15 protein-coding genes are annotated in these 17,385 nt (G+C 63.0%); 5 read left to right on the top strand and 10 right to left on the bottom strand.

Annotated features, from left to right (window positions below; translation table 11 throughout):
* The first annotated feature begins 3 nt into the window (after positions 1 to 3).
* From ABDW57_RS24740 to ABDW57_RS24730, 3 genes are all read left to right on the top strand, one after another.
* Entirely contained in the window at positions 4 to 1,860 is a 1,857-nt protein-coding gene (locus tag ABDW57_RS24740; RefSeq protein ID WP_343732797.1) for a feruloyl-CoA synthase, read from the top strand.
* A 24-nt stretch (positions 1,861 to 1,884) separates the two neighbouring features.
* Entirely contained in the window at positions 1,885 to 3,054 is a 1,170-nt protein-coding gene (locus ABDW57_RS24735) for an ABC transporter substrate-binding protein (RefSeq protein ID WP_343732796.1), read from the top strand.
* Between the two features lie 93 nt (positions 3,055 to 3,147).
* The gene (locus ABDW57_RS24730; RefSeq protein WP_343732795.1) at positions 3,148 to 4,851 is read left to right on the top strand and encodes a tannase/feruloyl esterase family alpha/beta hydrolase; all 1,704 of its coding nucleotides are present in this window, start codon (positions 3,148 to 3,150) and stop codon (positions 4,849 to 4,851) included.
* A gap of 3 nt (positions 4,852 to 4,854) precedes the next feature.
* On the opposite strand, the gene ABDW57_RS24725 is transcribed toward ABDW57_RS24730, so the two are convergent.
* Positions 4,855 to 5,502 (bottom strand): pentapeptide repeat-containing protein, encoded by a 648-nt coding sequence (locus ABDW57_RS24725; RefSeq protein WP_343732794.1) that lies wholly within the window; start codon positions 5,500 to 5,502, stop codon positions 4,855 to 4,857.
* Positions 5,499 to 5,936, bottom strand: a complete 438-nt coding sequence (locus ABDW57_RS24720) for a nuclear transport factor 2 family protein (protein WP_343732793.1) — start codon at positions 5,934 to 5,936, stop codon at positions 5,499 to 5,501. The genes ABDW57_RS24725 and ABDW57_RS24720 overlap by 4 nt, the downstream gene beginning before the upstream one ends.
* Before the next feature lie 74 nt (positions 5,937 to 6,010).
* On the opposite strand from ABDW57_RS24720, the gene ABDW57_RS24715 reads away from it, so the two are divergent.
* The gene (locus ABDW57_RS24715; protein WP_343732792.1) at positions 6,011 to 7,297 is read left to right on the top strand and encodes a cation:proton antiporter; all 1,287 of its coding nucleotides are present in this window, start codon (positions 6,011 to 6,013) and stop codon (positions 7,295 to 7,297) included.
* Here the strand turns inward: ABDW57_RS24715 and ABDW57_RS24710 are convergent.
* Positions 7,290 to 8,351 (bottom strand): tartrate dehydrogenase, encoded by a 1,062-nt coding sequence (locus ABDW57_RS24710; RefSeq protein WP_343732791.1) that lies wholly within the window; start codon positions 8,349 to 8,351, stop codon positions 7,290 to 7,292. The genes ABDW57_RS24715 and ABDW57_RS24710 overlap by 8 nt on opposite strands.
* Before the next feature lie 86 nt (positions 8,352 to 8,437).
* Here ABDW57_RS24710 and ABDW57_RS24705 point away from each other — a divergent pair, with 86 nt between their 5' ends.
* Positions 8,438 to 9,334, top strand: a complete 897-nt coding sequence (locus tag ABDW57_RS24705; protein ID WP_343732790.1) for a LysR substrate-binding domain-containing protein — start codon at positions 8,438 to 8,440, stop codon at positions 9,332 to 9,334.
* On the opposite strand, the gene ABDW57_RS24700 is transcribed toward ABDW57_RS24705, so the two are convergent.
* The 7 genes from ABDW57_RS24700 to ABDW57_RS24670 form a co-directional block, all read right to left on the bottom strand.
* Entirely contained in the window at positions 9,320 to 11,539 is a 2,220-nt protein-coding gene (locus ABDW57_RS24700; protein ID WP_343732835.1) for a xanthine dehydrogenase family protein molybdopterin-binding subunit, read from the bottom strand. The two genes, ABDW57_RS24705 and ABDW57_RS24700, sit on opposite strands and share 15 nt — an antisense overlap.
* Positions 11,540 to 11,591: 52 nt before the next feature.
* Entirely contained in the window at positions 11,592 to 12,617 is a 1,026-nt protein-coding gene (locus ABDW57_RS24695; RefSeq protein WP_343732789.1) for a xanthine dehydrogenase family protein subunit M, read from the bottom strand.
* Positions 12,614 to 13,135, bottom strand: coding sequence for a (2Fe-2S)-binding protein (locus ABDW57_RS24690; RefSeq protein WP_343732788.1), 522 nt, complete (start codon positions 13,133 to 13,135; stop codon positions 12,614 to 12,616). The genes ABDW57_RS24695 and ABDW57_RS24690 overlap by 4 nt, the downstream gene beginning before the upstream one ends.
* Positions 13,136 to 13,157: 22 nt before the next feature.
* On the bottom strand, positions 13,158 to 13,397 hold the full coding sequence (locus ABDW57_RS24685) for a hypothetical protein (RefSeq protein ID WP_343732787.1): 240 nt from the start codon (positions 13,395 to 13,397) through the stop codon (positions 13,158 to 13,160).
* A gap of 81 nt (positions 13,398 to 13,478) precedes the next feature.
* Complete coding sequence (locus tag ABDW57_RS24680; protein WP_343732786.1) at positions 13,479 to 14,609, bottom strand: heparan-alpha-glucosaminide N-acetyltransferase domain-containing protein; 1,131 nt, start codon at positions 14,607 to 14,609, stop codon at positions 13,479 to 13,481.
* Positions 14,606 to 16,666 carry a TonB-dependent siderophore receptor gene (locus ABDW57_RS24675; protein WP_343732785.1) on the bottom strand — a complete coding sequence of 687 codons (2,061 nt, stop codon included), beginning with the start codon at positions 16,664 to 16,666 and terminating at the stop codon, positions 14,606 to 14,608. The genes ABDW57_RS24680 and ABDW57_RS24675 overlap by 4 nt, the downstream gene beginning before the upstream one ends.
* Positions 16,667 to 16,755: 89 nt before the next feature.
* Positions 16,756 to 17,376 carry a DUF4157 domain-containing protein gene (locus ABDW57_RS24670; RefSeq protein WP_343732784.1) on the bottom strand — a complete coding sequence of 207 codons (621 nt, stop codon included), beginning with the start codon at positions 17,374 to 17,376 and terminating at the stop codon, positions 16,756 to 16,758.
* Between the last annotated feature and the right edge of the window lie 9 nt (positions 17,377 to 17,385).

The raw sequence follows: 17,385 nt of genomic DNA, 5'->3' as shown, positions 1-17,385 counted from the left end.
CGCATGAACCAAGCAAGGACTGCGGCGCCTGAAGTCAGGCGCCGCCCGGTCAGGCTGGGCAACCCCGAGGTGGCGGTGTACCAGGCCAATGGCCTGTGGCATGTGGACGCCGTCACCCCGCTGGCCGAGGTTCCGCCGCGCTTTACCGACCGGCTGGAATCGGGCGCCGCCGCCCACCCGGAGCGCACGCTGGTCGCGCGCCGCGGTGCGGACGGCGAGTGGATACGCCTGTCGTATGCCGAGGTGCTGGACCGCGCCCGCCGCATCGGCCAGTCGCTGCTGGACCGCGGCCTGTCGGCCGAGCGGCCATTGCTCATCTTGTCGGGCAACGACCTTGAGCACTTCCAGCTGGCGCTGGGCGCCATGTATGCCGGCATACCGTATGCGCCGGTATCGCCGTCGTACTCGCTGGTGGCGACCGACTACGGCAAGCTGGCGGAGCTGGTTACCCAGCTGACGCCCGGCGCGCTGTACGCGTCCGACGGCAATGCCTTCAGCCGCGCCATCACTGCCGTGATGCCGGCCGATGCGGAGCTGATCCTGGCGCATGGCGAAGTGCCGAATCAACGTGCCACGCCTTTCAGCGCGCTGCTCGACGTGCAGGCCAGCACGGTGGAAGCCGCACATGACAAGGTGAACGCGCAGACCATCGCCAAGTTCCTGTTCACGTCCGGCTCCACCAAAAAGCCGAAAGCCGTGATCACCACTCACGGCATGTTGACCAGCAACCAGCAGATGCTGCTGCAAACCTTCCCCTTCATGGGCGACGAGCCGCCGGTGCTGGTCGACTGGCTGCCATGGAACCATACCTTTGGCGGCAGCCATAACGTCGGCATCGTGTTGTACAACGGCGGCACGCTGTACATCGACGACGGCAAGCCGACCCCGCGCGACTTTGGCGCCACCCTGCGCAACCTGCGCGAAATCGCACCGACCATGTATTTCAACATCCCCAAGGGATTTGAAATGCTGACCGACGCCATGGCCACCGACAAACAGCTGAGCGCCACCTTTTTCTCGCGTGTGAAGCTGTTCCTGTGCGCAGGCGCGGGTCTGTCGCAGGCGGCGTGGGACCGGCTCGATGCGGCCGGTATTGCCGAATCGGGCGAATCGATCCGCATCATGACTGGCCTGGGCATGACCGAGACGTCGCCGTCCTGCACCTTTGGCACCGGCGACATCATCAAGGCCGGCTACGTCGGGGTGCCGGCGCCAGGCTGCAAGGTCAAGCTGGTGCCGTCGGGCGACAAGCTGGAAGCGCGCTTCCACGGTCCGCACGTTACGCCCGGCTACTGGCGCGCGCCGGACCTGACGGCAGCGGCCTTCGATGAGGAAGGCTACTACTGTACCGGCGACGCCTTGCGCTTTGTCGATTCCGAGCACCGCGAACTGGGCTTCATGTTCGACGGCCGCATCGCGGAAGACTTCAAGCTCAGTACCGGCACCTTCGTCAGTGTCGGTCCGCTGCGCGCGCGCGTGATCAGCGCGGCGGCGCCGCATGTGCTGGACGTGGTGGTGACCGGCATCGATCGAAACGCCATCGGCCTGCTGGTGTTCCCGCGCATGGAGCATTGCCACACGCTGTCCGGGCTGCATGACGGCGCCAGCGTGGAGGAAGTGCTGGCCAGCGCGCCGGTGCGCGAGCGCTTCAAGTCGCTGCTGGACCGTCTCAACGCCGACGCCAGCGGCTCCTCGATGCGCATCGACCGCCTGTTGCTGCAGGCGGAGCCGCCGTCGATCGATCATCGCGAGATGACCGACAAGGGCTCCATCAACCAGGCGGCGGTGCTGACGCGCCGCGCGGCCATCGTCGCATCGCTTTATGAAGGTACAGATCCAAACGTAATCATCGCTGCATAAGTACATAAAATTACAGGAGACATTATGAAACTGAAAAAACTCGCATGTATCGGTGTGGCAGTCGGCATGGTATTCGCCAATGGCATGGCGCAGGCGCAGGACACCATCCGCATCGGCGTGATCGCTGCGCTGAGCGGCCCGTTCGCCAATATCGGCAAGCCATTCGAGGACGGCATCAAGACTTATATGCAGCAGTACGGCGACAAGGTCGCGGGCAAGAAAATCGAGATCGTCTACCGTGACGATGGCGGCTCGAATGCCGACCTGTCCAAGCGCGCCGCGCAGGAACTGATCACGCGCGAAAAAGTCAACTTCCTGATCGGCTTCTCGCTGACGCCAAGTGCGCTGGCGGTGGCGCCCATCGCCACCCAGGCCAAGATTCCGATGATCGTGATGAACGCCGTCACCACCGGCATCACCGCCAAATCGCCGTACATGCTGCGCACCAGCATGACCATGCAGCAGATGACCGAGCCATTCGGCACCTGGAGCGCGGCCAACAAGGTGGGCAAGGTCTACACGCTGGTGAGCGACTACAGCACCGGCATCGACGCCGAGGCGCGCTTCAACAAGGGCTTTACGGCGGGCGGCGGCAAGATCGTCGGTTCCTCGCGCGTGCCGCTGGCCAATCCGGACTATTCGCCGTTCATCCAGCGCGTGAAGGATGAAAAACCTGACGCGCTGTTCTTCTTCGCGCCGGGCGCCGAGGACGGCACGGCGCTGCTGAAAGCCTTTAGCGACAAGGGCCTGGATAAAGCCGGCATCAAGTTCCTGGGCGTGGGCGACATGACCAGCGACTCGCCTACGCTGGAAGCCCTGGGCGACCGCGCGCTGGGCGCCGTCACGGTGCTGAACTACTCGACCGCGCTGGACAACCCCGCCAACAAGGCCTTCCTGGCCGCTTACGCCGCAGCGCTGCCGAAGGCACTGCCGCCCACCTTCGTCACCGTGGCGGCCTATGACACCATGGGCATGATCTACGAAACCGTCCGCAAGCTGAATGGCACGGTCACCGGCGACAAGGCCATGCAGATCCTGTCCAACATGAAGTGGGACAGCCCACGCGGCCCGATCTCGATCGACCCGGCAACGCGCGACATCGTACAGAACATGTACATCCGCGAAGTCAAAAAGGTGAATGGCAAGCTGATTAACCAGCCTGTCGGCGTGCTCAAAGACGTCTCGCCAATCTGATCCCTGTAGCGCCCCGATGCCGGTCCGGACGCAGCCCACAGAAGGCTGCGCGGACTGGCACGTCCATCACTTGTGCATAGAGGAGACACCCGAATGAAAAACACCCAAATGACTGCGGCGGCGGCGTCCATCGCCATTCTGCTGACGGCTTGCGGCGGTTCCGGCACCAAGGCCACCACGGTCAGCGGCCTGCCGCAACTGGGGGCGGCGACCGGCGCCACGCTGGGCAACTGCGCCGACCTGGCAAGCAAGATCAGCTTCGCCAACACCACCATCACGGCGGCCACCCCGGTTGCTGCCGGCGTGCTGACCATCGCCGGCAAGCCGGTACCGGCGCACTGCCAGATCACGGGCCAGATGTACAAGCGCATCAGCGCGGTGGATGGCAAGAGCTACGCCATCGGCTTTGAAATGCGCCTGCCGAACAACTGGAACGGCCGTTTCTTCTATCAGACCAATGGCGGCGTGGATGGCAGCGTGGTTACCGCCACCGGCTCGGTGGGCGGCGGCGGACCGCTGGACCACGCGCTCAACATGGGCTTTGCGGTCATCAGCTCGGACGCGGGCCACAGCCCGGCCACGCCATTCTTCGGCACCGATCCGCAGGCACGGCTGGACTACGGCTACCAGGCGGTCGGCAAGCTGACGCCCATGGCCAAATACATCATCGAAACCGCTTACGGCAAAAAACCGGACCGTTCCTACATCGGCGGTTGTTCCAACGGCGGGCGCCACACCATGGTAGCGGCGGCGCGCTATGCCGATCAATACGATGGTTTCCTGGTCGGCAATCCGGGCTATCGCCTGCCGCTGGCAGCCATCGCCAATATCGCTGGCGCCAAGACTTACAACACGCTGGCCACCACGCCGGGCGATCTGTCGACCGGTTTCACGCAGGCCGAACGTACCCTGGTATCCAATGCGGTGCTGGCCAAATGCGATGCCCTGGATGGCGTCGCCGATGGCATGGTGCAGAACACGCAAGCCTGTCAGGCCGCCTTTGATCTGAATCGCGACGTGCCGACCTGCAGCGGTTCGCGCGATGGCACCTGCCTGAGCGCGGCGCAAAAGACTGCCATCGGCGGCCTGTTTGCCGGCGCCACCACCGCGGCTGGGGCGAAAATCTACTCCAGCTTCCCTTACGACGCAGGTATTTCGACCGGCGGCTGGGGATGGTGGAAGTTCAGTGCACCGCTGGCCCTGGACTCCGGCGCCGTGGGCCTGATCTGGGAGGCGCCGCCGGAAGATCCGGCTACCTTCAACGGACCTAACTTCGCACTGACCGGCGATCTGGCCAGCATGCTGACCAAGGTTGCCGCGACCAACGCCACCTTCACGGAAAGCGGGCTGTCGTTCATGCTGCCGCCCAATGCGACTGATTTGTCGGCTTTGAAGAATCGCGGCGCAAAGATCATGGTCTACCATGGCACCAGCGATCCTATCTTCTCCAGCGACGATACAACGGCCTGGTACAACGGCGTACGCAACGCCAATAACGGTGACGCGTCCAATTTCGCGCGCTTCTTCCCCGTGCCCGGCATGAATCACTGCGCCGACGGCCCAACCGCCGATCAATTCGACATGCTGACGCCTTTGATCGCCTGGGTGGAGCAAGGCAAGGCGCCGGACAGCGTGCAAGCCAGCGTGCGCGGCGCGGGCAACGCGGGCGGTGTCAATGCCGACGTGCCGGCCAGCTGGTCCGCCACGCGGAGCCGTCCGCTCTGTCCTTATCCTAAGGCCGCCAAGTACAAGGGCAGCGGCAGCATCGAGGACGCAGCCAACTTCACTTGCGAATAAGGCTCAGACCACGATCAAATCAAGCTCGCGCAGGAAAGCGGCAGCCTGCGCGTGCGAGATCACCGCGCCTTTGAACAAACCCGCCTCGGTCAGCTTCACCCCCTCGATGCTGGTCGAGCGCAGGTCGGCGCCCTGAAATTTTGCCAGCTTGAGCACCGCGTGACGCAGGCTGCCGCCTTCAAACACCGCTTCGCGGAAGTCGCAGCCGGACAGATAGGCTTCGGAGAAATCCAGTTCTTTCAGGGTCGCCTTGCGGAACGAGAAGCCGCGCAGGTCGGCGCCCACCAGCAGACATTCCTCGAAGTGGATGCCAAGGTGCGCCACCTCTTCAAACGAAGCGCCGGTCAGTTTGCAGCCATGGAATGCGGCCGAGGCCAGCTTGGCGCGGCGCCACTTGCTGTTATTCAGATCGCAGCCTTCAAAGCGCGCATCCACAGCGTCGACCGACTCGAAGTCCGCGCCGCCGCCCCGGCAGCGCAGCCACTGCGTGCGCGCCAGTTTGCTGGCGAACAGCGAGGTGCCGGCGATGGTACAGCGCTCGAACACGCAGCCCTGCAAGTCGAGCCGGGACAAATCTTCATCGTCAAACGCGCAATCCTCAAAACGGCGCAGGCCCTGCGCCAGTTGTTGTTCCAGTTCGTCGCGCGTCATTGTTTCAGATTCATGGTTTGGACCGCCAGCAGCTTACATTCACCGCCGACATTCACGTAGGTACGCATGAACTGATAGCGGTTGGTGCGCCAGGTGATGCCGTCGGCGTTCCATTGCTCGGTGGTGCTGATGCCACGCACGACGGCCGTGTCGCCCAGCGTGTGGACCTGCACCTCGCTGGTGCTGCGCGCTTTGAACACCACAGGCTTGGCCAGACGCGCCAGCAGGACGGCGCGCGTTTCGATCTGCGTACCGAGCGTGTGCACCCACACGTAATCGTCCGCCAGCAGGGATTGTAAGAACGGCACGTTCCCGACGCGCAGGGCTTCTTCATATTGGGAATCGCGCTCGATCAGGGCGGACGCAGGCAGGCAAGGCGCGGCCGAAGCCATCAGCGGCAACGCACCGATAAGGGAGAACAGGATTTTTTTCATGGTAGGCCGAGTATAACCGCTACTCCGTGCCCTACCCCACATACAATTTGAAGAAATACTCTTAGCCTGACGGCATGAGTACAAATCAATGGTTTCTGCTGGTCGGCCTGCTGATGCTGGCGCGTGGCCTGGCGGCGACGACGATCTCGCGGTCGCCGTTTACCTCGGCCATCGTCTACCTGTGCGTCGGCATTCTGCTCGGGCCCAGTTTCCTCGACCTGTTCCGCTTTGACCCATCAGCGCAATCCGGACTGCTGGAGCTGATGACTCAGATCGCGCTGCTGATCTCCCTGTTCTCCGCCGGGATCAAGATGCCGGTCCCGTTCAAACTGGCGCGCTGGGATGCGCCGTTGCGCCTGGCGTGGGTGTCGATGACGCTGACGGTGGCGCTGGTGGCGCTGTTCGCCTACTACGTGCTGCACATGCCGGCCGGTGCGGCGATTCTGCTGGGCGGCATCCTGGCGCCCACCGATCCGGTGCTGGCCACCGATGTGCAGGTGCGCCATCCCGGCGACAAGGATCAATTGCGCTTCACCCTGACCTGCGAGGCCGGCATGAACGACGGCAGTGCCTTTCCCTTTGTACTGCTGGGCCTCGGCATGCTGGGCGTCGGCGAGACTGGACACGATCACCTGCGCTGGCTGCTGGTGGATGTGATCTGGGCTACCAGCGCCGCAGTGGCGGTCGGCGTATTGGCCGGCTCCGGGCTGGCGCGCCTCGGCTGGCGTCTGCGCGTGGTCAAGCCGCGCCATGAGATCATGGATGACCTGGTGGCGCTTGGCCTGATCGCCATCGTCTACGGCGTGGCCAGCATGGTCAAGGCCTCCGGCTACCTGGCCGTATTCTTTGCGGCTGTGGCGTTGCGCCAGACGGAATTGAAGCTGGCCGGCGCCCCCAGGGACCGTTACGGCCTGCTGGAACCGGATGTGGCGAAATCGCAGGCGGCGCAAGCCAGCGATGCCGGAGCGCCGCCCATGGTGGTCAGTGCTGAAGCACTGGTGTTCAAGGAACACCTTGAGCGGCTGTCGGAGCTGACATTGGTACTGCTGTTGGGTGGCATGATCTCGCTGCGCGAACTGCCGTACGAGACCATCGGCGTGGCGGCGTTCCTGTTTTTGATCGCGCGGCCACTGGCAGTCTACGTGGGGCTGATGGGCAGCGGCGTGAGCAATCGCATGCGCGCCATGACCGGCTGGTTCGGCGTGCGCGGCATCGGCTCCCTGTTTTACATCGTGTACGCCATCGAAGCCGGCCTTCCGCCCAATCTGGCGCGCGAGCTGACCGGCATCGCGCTGGGCGTGATCGTGCTGTCAATACTGGTGCACGGCTTCAGCGTCAAACCGCTGATCGATACTAAATAAGCGCGGCGATGGCGGCGCCCACCTCCGTGGTGCTGGCCGTGCCGCCCATGTCCGGCGTGCGCGGTCCATCAACCAGGGCGCGCTCGATCGCGGCCACCATCGCGTCATGCGCATCGGTGTGGCCGAGGAAGTCCAGCATCATGGCGCCGCACCAGATCATGGCGATCGGATTGGCGATGTTCCGTCCGTAGATATCCGGCGCCGAGCCGTGCACCGGCTCGAACAGCGAAGGAAAATTCCGCTCCGGGTTCAGGTTGGCCGATGGCGCGATGCCGATGGTGCCGGCGCAGGCCGGGCCAAGGTCGGACAAGATATCGCCAAACAGATTGGAGGCCACCACCACGTCGAAGCGCTCCGGCGACAGCACAAAGCGCGCAGCCAGGATATCGATGTGGTACTTGTCATGCCTGACGTCCGCATAGTGTGCGCCGATCGCGTCCACGCGCTCATCCCAATATGGCATGCTGATCGAAATACCGTTCGACTTGGTGGCGGACGTCAGATGCTTCTTTGGCCGTTTCTGCGCCAGTTCAAAGGCAAACTTCAGCACGCGGTCGACGCCGGTGCGCGTGAAGATGGCTTCCTGCAGCACGAACTCGCGCTCCGTGCCCTCGAACATGCGGCCGCCGACACTCGAATATTCGCCTTCGGTGTTTTCGCGCACGATATACATATCGATGTCGCCGGGCTGCTTGTTCGCCAGCGGGCACGGCACGCCGGGCAGCAGGCGCACCGGCCGCAGGTTGATGTACTGGTCGAACTGGCGGCGGAATTTCAGCAGCGATCCCCACAGCGAGACGTGATCCGGCACCGTGTCCGGCCAGCCGACGGCGCCGAAGAACAGCGCGTCGTAACGCTTCAATTGCTCCATCCAGTCATCCGGCATCATCTTGCCGTGCCTGAGGTAATAGTCGCAACTGGGCCATTCAAACGTGGTCCACTCGATGCCGAAATTGAAGCGGCGCGCCGCAGCTTCCACCGCGCGCACGCCCTCAGGCATCACTTCCTTGCCGATGCCGTCGCCGGCCAGCACCGCTATCTTATGTACTTTCATGACTGCTCCTTAGGCGGAAAGCCACAGCATAAACCGATTATTCGTGTTTATAATGACCTGAAATGTGAATCCATGAAACACGTATCGTGAATAATCAGATCGACAACGAGGACCTGCGCGTGTTCGCCACCGCGGCCCGAAAAGCCAGCTTTGCGGCGGCTGCCGAGGAACTGGGTATGTCGCCGGCCTACGTCAGCAAGCGTATCGGTGTACTGGAACAGGCGCTGGGCGTGCGGCTATTCCACCGCACCACGCGCCGCGTCATCGTCAGCGAGGATGGCGAGCGGGTCTACGCCCACGCCATGACGATACTGGAAAACCTCGACAGCCTGCTGCACGAAGTGGCGGAACGGCGCGAGCTGCCGCAAGGCCTGCTACGCATCAGCAGCAGCTTCGGTTTCGGCCGCAATGTAGTGGCGCCGGTGGTGGCGCGGCTGGTGGCTGCCCATCCTTCGCTGCAGGTGCGGTTTGAAGTGTTTGACCGTCTGGTCGACATCGTGAGCGAAGGCTTTGACCTTGATATCCGCGTCGGAGACGAGATTGCACCGCATCTGATCGCCCGCAAGTTGATGGCGAATCACCGCATCCTGTGCGCCGCGCCGGACTATCTGAAACGTCACGGCACGCCACGCAACCTGCAGGAACTGGCGGGCCACAACTGCCTGGCCATCAAGGAGCGCGATTTGCCGTTTGGCGTGTGGTCGCTGCGCAGCGGCAGCGTGGAAGAGACGGTCAAGGTGACCGGATCATTGTCATCCAATCACGGTGAAATCGCACTGCAATGGGCCGTTGCCGGTGCAGGCATCGTACTGCGTTCGCATTGGGACGCCCAACCATACCTGCACAGTGGCCGGCTTGTACAGGTACTGCCCCAGTACACCCAAAGCGCCAATGTCTGGGCAGTCTACCCACAGCGCCTGGCCGGTTCGGCCAAGGTGCGTGTGTGCGTGGAGTTTATAGAACAGCAGCTACAGGGACGGTGACATCACCTTATCCGGCGTCATTGGCGTGCTGCGGACACGCCGCCCGGTAGCGTGGTAAATCGCATTGCTGACCGCCGCCGACACGCCAACCAGGCCAATCTCGCCCACGCCCTTGGCGCCGATGCGGCTGACGATACGGTCATCTTCTTCCACGAAGATCACATCGATATCGTGAATATCGGCATTGGCCGACACGTGATACTCGGCCAGGTTGTGATTCATGAAGCGCCCCATCCGATGATCGCAATAGGTTTCCTCGTGCAGCGCCTGGCCTATGCCCCACACCACGCCGCCAATGATCTGGCTGCGCGCCGTCCTGGCGTTGATAATGCGGCCGGCGGCGATGGCGCTGACCACCCGCGTGACGCGCACCGTGCCAAATTCCGGATCCACGCGCACCTCGACAAACACCGCGGAGTGGGTGGAACGCTGATACTTCATCTGCTTGAGCATATTCGGCAGCAGCAGGAATTTTTCCTCCAGCCGCTCGCTGCCCTCGGCCGCCAGGATGTCGGTCAACCCGAGCGACTTCTCCGGCCGGCCGATCAACTGCAAGCGACCGCCAATGAACTCGACATCTTTGAACCGCGCCTTGGCCAACGGCGAGGCGTGCATCTTCTTCGCCAGTTTGAACAGTGTTTTTTGCAGCTTTTCGCAAGCGCCTTGTACGGCGGAGCCCACCGTGGCCACATGTGACGAGCCGCCTTCAATCGGCGCTGCCGGCAGCGTCGAATCCCCCAACTGAAAGCGCACCTTCTCCAGCGGCAGGCCCAATGCCTCGGCCGCGATAATGCTCATCGCCGTGTAAGTGCCGGTGCCGATGTCACTGGCGGCACTGCTGACCACCAGGGTGCCATCGGCATGCAGCACGGCGCTGGCGCGCGCGAACATCTGCATGGCGTCCCACACGCCGGTGGCCATGCCCCAGCCGATCAGTTCATGCCCTTGACGCATGGAGCCCGGTTGCAGTGGCCGCTGGTCCCAGCCGAAGCGCTCGGCGCCCTGCCGGTAGCATTCACGCAGCTCCTTGGTCGAATATGGCAGGCCGTGCGAAGGATCGATTTCGGCGTAATTCCTCAGGCGCAGCGCCAGCGGGTCCATGTTCAGGGCATATGACAGCTCGTCCATCGCCACTTCCAGCGCGTGCACACCGTGCGCCGCGCCCGGCGCGCGCATGTCGATCGGGCTGGCGTGATCGAGATCGACCAGGTGGTAGCCCAGCCTGATATGTTCACACGCATACACCTCGCCGGACCAGTTGACCACCACCTCGACATAATCTTCCATGCGCGAAGTTTCCGCCACCGCCTCGTGAATGATGGCCGTCAGCTTGCCGTCCGCCTCGGCCGCCAGGCGCACGCGCTGCAGCGTCTCGGGGCGGTGCCCGAAGCTGAACATCTGCTGGCGCGTCAGCACCACACGCACCGATCGCTCCAGCGCAAGCGACGCCATGACCGCCAGCGGCAGCTGGTACTGGGGCCGCAGTCCGGAACCAAAGGCGCCGCCCACATACGGGTTGCGCACGGTGACCTTGTGCTTGGGCAGACCGAAAACGTGCGACACATACCAGCGGCTGTTCTGCGAGCTTTGGGTTTTGTCGTAGATGGTGAGATGGCCATCGGCGCCACGGATCACGGTGCTGGCAAACATCTCCATCGGATTGTGGTGCTCGACACCGCTGTAGTACTCCCCTTCGATGCGGAACGCAGCCTTCTCCCAGACCTCATCGGCGTGCCCCTTGGGATCGGGCGGCGGCGTGTAACCGGCCTTCAAGCGGCTGGGTTTATACAAGCGCTCGCGGTTCTCCAGCAACGAGGTGGCATGCGGCTCCGTCTCATACTCCACTTTCACCAGTTGCGTGGCATACCGCGCGGCTTCAAAAGTCTCCGCCACCACCAGCGCCACCGGTTGGCCGCTGTAATGAATCTTGTCGTCATATAGCGGGCGGAATGGCGAGCCGCCCGGCGCTGTCATGTCCTTGTAAAAGATATCGAAGGAACGGATGCGCGGCCGGTTAAGATGCGTGATGACATCCACCACCCCGGGCACCGCTAACGCCGCCTCGGTAAGGATGGCGGCAATGCGGCCGCGCGGAATCGCACCACTGACCACCACGCCATACAGCAGATCGTCCGCCGGCTCCTCGGCGGCATAACGCGCCTGACCAGTCACCTTGGCGCGGCCATCCACGCGCGAAACTTCCATCCCGATGCTGACAGCGCCGGTGCCGGTATCCGCAGACGGAGTGCGGAGTGCTTCAATCAGTTCTGTCACGTTCTTCGCTCCTGCTGTTGTCATGCGTGCCTTCTACTGCCTGCTCCAGCGCGCGAGCGATCGCGCGTCGGGCCAGCGGAATCTTGAAATCGTTCTGCCCCTGCCCCTGCGCGCCCGCCAGTAAAGCATCCGCGGCCAGCGCGAAGCGTGCCGCATCCGGGACATGCCCTGCCAGCAGCGCCTCGGCCTGTGGCACACGCCAGGGTTTATGCGCCACGCCGCCCAACGCCAGCCGGGCTTCCCGCACCACGCCGTCATCGCCGATATCCAGCATGGCGGCGACCGAGACCAGCGCAAATGCATACGACGCGCGATCGCGCAGCTTCAGGTAAGCCGAATGCGCGGCAAATTGCGCGGCGGGCGGCAGCTCGATATGGGTGATCAACTCGCCCGGCTGCATGATGGTGTCCAGTTCCGGCCGGTCATCCGGCAAGCGATGGAAGTCGGCAAAGTCCACCCGCCGCGCTCCGGACGACGACCGCAGGTGCACCACCGCGCCCAGCGCCGCCAGTGCCACGCACATATCGGATGGATGCACAGCGATGCAGTGCGGACTGGCGCCAAGTATGGCTTGCTGGCGCGTCAGGCCGCCGATGGCGGAACAACCGCTGCCCGGCTGGCGCTTGTTGCACGGCGTGGCCAGATCATAGAAGTAATAGCAGCGAGTGCGCTGCAGCAGATTGCCGCCGTTGCTGGCCATATTGCGTATCTGCGGCGAGGCGCCGGCCAGTATGGCGGCAGTCAGCAGCGGATAATCCCTGCGCACCAGCGGATGATAGGCCGTCTCCGCGTTACGTGCCACAGCGCCCAGCAACAGGCCGCCGCCGGCAGTCGGGGTGATGTCGCCAAATGGCAGGCGATTGACGTCGGCCAGCGCCTGCGGCCGCATCACGCCTTCCTTCATCAGGTCCAGCAGATTGGTGCCGCCGGCGATAAAGCGCGCGCCCTGGCTGGCATGCACCAGGGCCTCGTCCGCGTTGGCCGCGTTAAGATAGGAAAATGGATTCATGCCGGCACCGTGCCTGGCGAGTAAGGGCGATCGATATTATCGCGGTGCTGTTCCAGACCCAGCACCCCGGTCACCGCCGCAACGATGCCCGGATATGCGCCACAGCGGCAGATATTGCCGCTCATGAGTTCACGCACTTCGGCAGCGGTATGCGCCTGGCCCTCGTTGATCAGACCCACGGCCGAGCAAAGCTGGCCGGGCGTGCAATAGCCGCACTGGAAGGCGTCCTGCTCGATGAACGCCCGCTGCAGCGGGTGCAGCTGGCCGCCATCAGCCAGACCTTCGACGGTCGTGATGTCGCGGCCATCCTGCATCACCGCCAGCGTCAGACAGGAGTTGATGCGGGTGTCGCCCACCAGCACCGTGCAGGCGCCGCACTGGCCGTGATCGCAGCCTTTCTTGGTGCCGGTCAGGCCGGCCCGCTCGCGCAGCAGATCCAGCAAGGTGACCCAGGCGGGCACCTCAAACTGCCGCGATACACCATTGATTGTTAGCCGGACTGGGTAAGTCTCATCCATGACGCGCTCTCGTGAGGGGGATTCAACCGGCATCCTCATTTTTAAGGATGCCGCGCAGATTGGTCACCACCAAACAAAGCTGCAATCCGATCAGCGCCCAGGCGCCGTCGTGCCAGCCCCACGCGATCCACAGGGCGTTACTCACCAGGAAAGCGACAAATCCCGCGATGCGGCGTTCAGGCGATTTGGAACCGACCAGCATCCCGGCGGCGACCGTGACGACCATCGCCGGCCATTGCAGCAAATCGAGCCAGTCTTCCATGAGCAGGTTTCCATGTTCAGTGCGACATGGAACAGCATCGCCGTCCCGCTGCCGCTTGTATGTGCGGCAGCTCACGGATGCTCAGAGGTAGCGTACCCAGGCCATATTGGTACGCCGCTTGAAGTTGCCGAAGGCGCGGCAAGGCCAGTACAGCAGCGGAATCAGCACGGCCGTCAGCGCCCACACCTGCCACAGGCTGTCGAACTCATAGCGCGTGCCATGGTTGGCGCCCAGCCAGGCGACGGCCATGGTCTGCAGCGCCAGCAGCACATACAGATGCAGCAGATAGTAGAACATCGGCGCACCGCCAAAGCTGGCACAGATGCGCAGGAAGGCATTGTCGCGCTGTTCCAGCCATGCCAGTACCAACAGCCCCATGCCCAGCGTGAGCAACAGGAAGGCCAGCGATGGCGGATATTTGGTCACGTTCAGGAATGACATCACGGTGTGCAACGTGTCCGCGCCGTGTTCCCATGGCAAAGTCTCGCCGTAGATGTTCAGGCCGCGCAGTACGGCCAACAGTACCAGTGCAGTGGCGCCCGCAGTCAACAACAGTTTGCGCCGCTGTGCCGGTACAGTGGCAGATGCGTACCATGGTCCCGCCGCGTAGCCCAGTACAATCACGCCAATCCAGGGCAGCAGCGGGTAGCTGACCTTGATCTTCAAGGCGCCTTCCGCGATCAGGAATCCGCGATCATGCAGAATGGTCCAGGGGATGTAGCCAGCGTCACCAGGCTGGAAGGTGATCGGCGTCAGGGCGTTGTGACCAAATACGATGGCAAGTCCCAGCGCAATCAGCACACCGCGTGGCAAGCGATGCAGCAGTGCCAGCGCAATCATCGCCAGGCCGATCACCCAGATCACCTGCAGGTAAATAGTGGGCGGCGGTATGCGTCCGGCCCAGGCGACGCTGACCACACAGATCTCCAGCACAATCAGGAACAGGCCGCGCTTGAACAGGAAACCGGCCGGCGAACGCGGTCCGCTGGCAGGATGCGCATACAACCAGGCCGACAGGCCCGTCAGGAACACAAACATCGGCGCACAGAAATGCGCGGCAAAGCGGCTGAAGAACAGGCCGGGATCGGTGTCCGCCACACTCATCGGATCGCTGACTTGCCAGCGCAGGAAAAAGGTCTCGCGCACGTGGTCCACCATCATGATCATCATGACCAGGCCACGCATCACGTCAATCGAAGCGACACGTTTCATAACTTGTATTGCACTTTCAGGGTAATGCGGCGGTCCTCGCCCGGCGCCACCCAGGCCTGTTGATAAGAGCTCGGATAGTACACTTTGTCGAACAGGTTATCGATGTCGAGCGAGAGCCGCAGTTGTTTTGTCAGCGCGTACGACGACACCAGTTTGGCTGTGGTGTAGGCCGGCAGCCTGAAAGTGCTGCTGATCGCCACATCGCCATTGCGCTCGCCAACGTAATTCAGGCCGCCGCCCAGCGACGCCTTGCCAAATGACTGCACCAGCATCAGATTGGCGCTCTGCTTCGGCACATTCGCCAAAGCTCCGCCCACCGCCAGCACGTTGTCACGCAAGACTTTGGCATCCGTATACGCATACGCGAACGACAGCTGCAGCTTGCGCGCAATCTCGCCCGACACATCCAGCTCCACGCCCTTGCTGCCTACTTCCCCGGCTGCCAGCGAGTAGTTGGTATCCACCGGATTCAGGGTCAGCACGTTTTTCTTGCGGATCGAGTACAAGGCCAGCGTGCTGCTTATCTTGCCGTCGGCGCTGTCGTATTTCACGCCGGTCTCGTAGGCGCGGCTGCTCTCGGCCGGGAACGACTCGTTATTGATGCCGATGCCGCTGTTCGGGCGGAACGACTTGCCGGCCGACGCATACAGCGAGATTTGCCGATCCGGCTGGTACACGATGCCGGCACGCGGGCTGGTGGTTTCAAGGGTCTGATGATTCTGCAAACCGCCACGGTTGTAATTGGTGATGGTCTGGCGATATGCGTCGCGCCGCACACCGACCAGCGCCTTCCATTGCGCGCCCAGGTCGATCTGATCCTGCGCATAGAAGGCGGTCTGCCACTGCTGCTCGCGCGTATTGATCGAGGGCCCCAGCGTGGCCGGTTGCACCCCGCCATAGACTGGCGTGTAAATATCGATGGCATAAGGCGCCGCCGCATTGGGGCTCTTGCGCAGTTGCAGACGGTCGTCGACAAAACGATAGCCGTCAACGCCCACCAGCATGTGGTGTGCCCCCACCTTGCCCAGCAACTCAAGGCGGCCGGACAAGTCCTGCGCCGAGAAGTCGCGATAGCGGCGCTGGCGCCACAGCGTGCGGCCATCGGCCTGCAGCGCCGACGCCTCGGTGGAAAAACCATTCATCGAGCTGTCGCGATATGAAAGCCCGCTTTGCAGCGACCACTGTGCGTTGAAATCGTGCTGCACAAACAGCTGGTGGCCGGTGGATTTGACCGTCATTGGTCCGTCGGCACGTTCACCCAGGAAGCGCGAATTGGGAATCAGCCCTAACACGCCCTTCACCGCCACCACGCCGCGATCAAAGTAAGCCTGCTGCTCAAAGGCCTCCAGTTCGTAGGACAGCGTGGTCTGGTCAGACAGCCGCCAGATCACGGAAGGCGACACCATATGCCGCTGGGAGGACAGACTATCGCGAAAACTATCGCCCTGCTCGTACGCCGCGTTCAAGCGGTAGGCTACCGTCTCGCTCAGCGGTCCGGTCAAATCAACCGCAGTGCGCCAGGTCTGGTGCGACGCCAGCGACTGCTCCAGCGTATAGGAAGGCTGGAACAGCGGCTTGCGGGTGGTGATGTTGATGATGCCGCCCGGCTCCCCGCGCCCATACAAGGCGGCGGCCGGGCCTTTCAGAATCTCGATGCTGGCGATATTGGCGCTGTCGCGCAAGCCATTGTAGCCGCGGCTGGAGCTGAAACCATTCACCAGGAAGTCCGAGCCGTAATTCGGATCGCCAGTGAATCCGCGCACCGCGTAACTGTCCCAGACGCCGCCGAAGTTACTCTGGCGCGAAATGCCGCTGCCCATATCCAGCGCATCGGCAAAGCGGCTCACGCCGGCGTCGTTCAGCATCTCGGCCGTCAGCACGCGCGCGCTTTGCGGCAGATCCTTCAGATCAGTTTCTGTCTTGGTGGCGCCGGTGGCGGACAAACTGCGATATGGCTGCCGCTGCGCGACAATCTCGACCGTTTCATCAGCCAGGGCAAACAAGGGATAAGCTATCGCCAGGCCCAGGGCCAGCCGCGAGCGATTTAACGCCAACATGAACACTCCTTAGTAAATGCAAGTTAGCTGCATTATACACAAATGCAATTGAATTGCATTTCAGAAGCGAATGTTCACATCACGCCGCCCTATTCCGGCTCGCCGACCTTCAGTTGCGTCTGGCCGATGCTCATTGCCTTGGCGCCCATGACGTCGGCTTCACTCTCCAGGCCCGGATCGTCGTTGACCGGCGTGCTTTCCTTCATCTGGGTGGTCGGCTGCACGCGGCCCTGTGCCTGCTGCACCACATGCCAGGCTTCGTGCGGCAGGTGCTGCTCCTGGCCAGGCGCGACGTGGATGTCGCTGCCTTGCGCATAGGCGTGCGCGTTCAGCTGCGCCGGGCGGTCAGAGTTGTAATGCACGTTGACGTGATCCATGCTCATGCCGGACATGGATTCAATGCCGGCCTTCAGCTGCGGCGGCAGGCCCGTGTCGGCGCGCTGTGCAGTGAATTTCCCCTGCAGCAGCTCTTCCTCTTCCGTCAACTGGGCCGTCTCGAACTTCCCTTGCAACAGCTCCTCATCTTCCGCCAGTTGCGCCGGCACGCCGCCTGCCATCATATTGGCCCGTTCCATCAGTTGGGCGGCCTGCACCGAATTGCTGGCCATGTCCTGATAGTGAGAAGAAGCCGCGGCCTTGCGCCCCTGCGCCGTGCCCGAGGTAGCGCTGGCCGAGCGCTGCGATTCCGGCCGTGTCGATCGTATCTTCATGCCTGTACC

The organism is Duganella sp. (assembly GCF_039595735.1).
Classification (GTDB): Bacteria; Pseudomonadota; Gammaproteobacteria; order Burkholderiales; family Burkholderiaceae_D; genus Rugamonas.
Note: the sequence above shows the minus strand (reverse complement) of the source record. Positions and strands in the feature narration are given on the sequence as shown.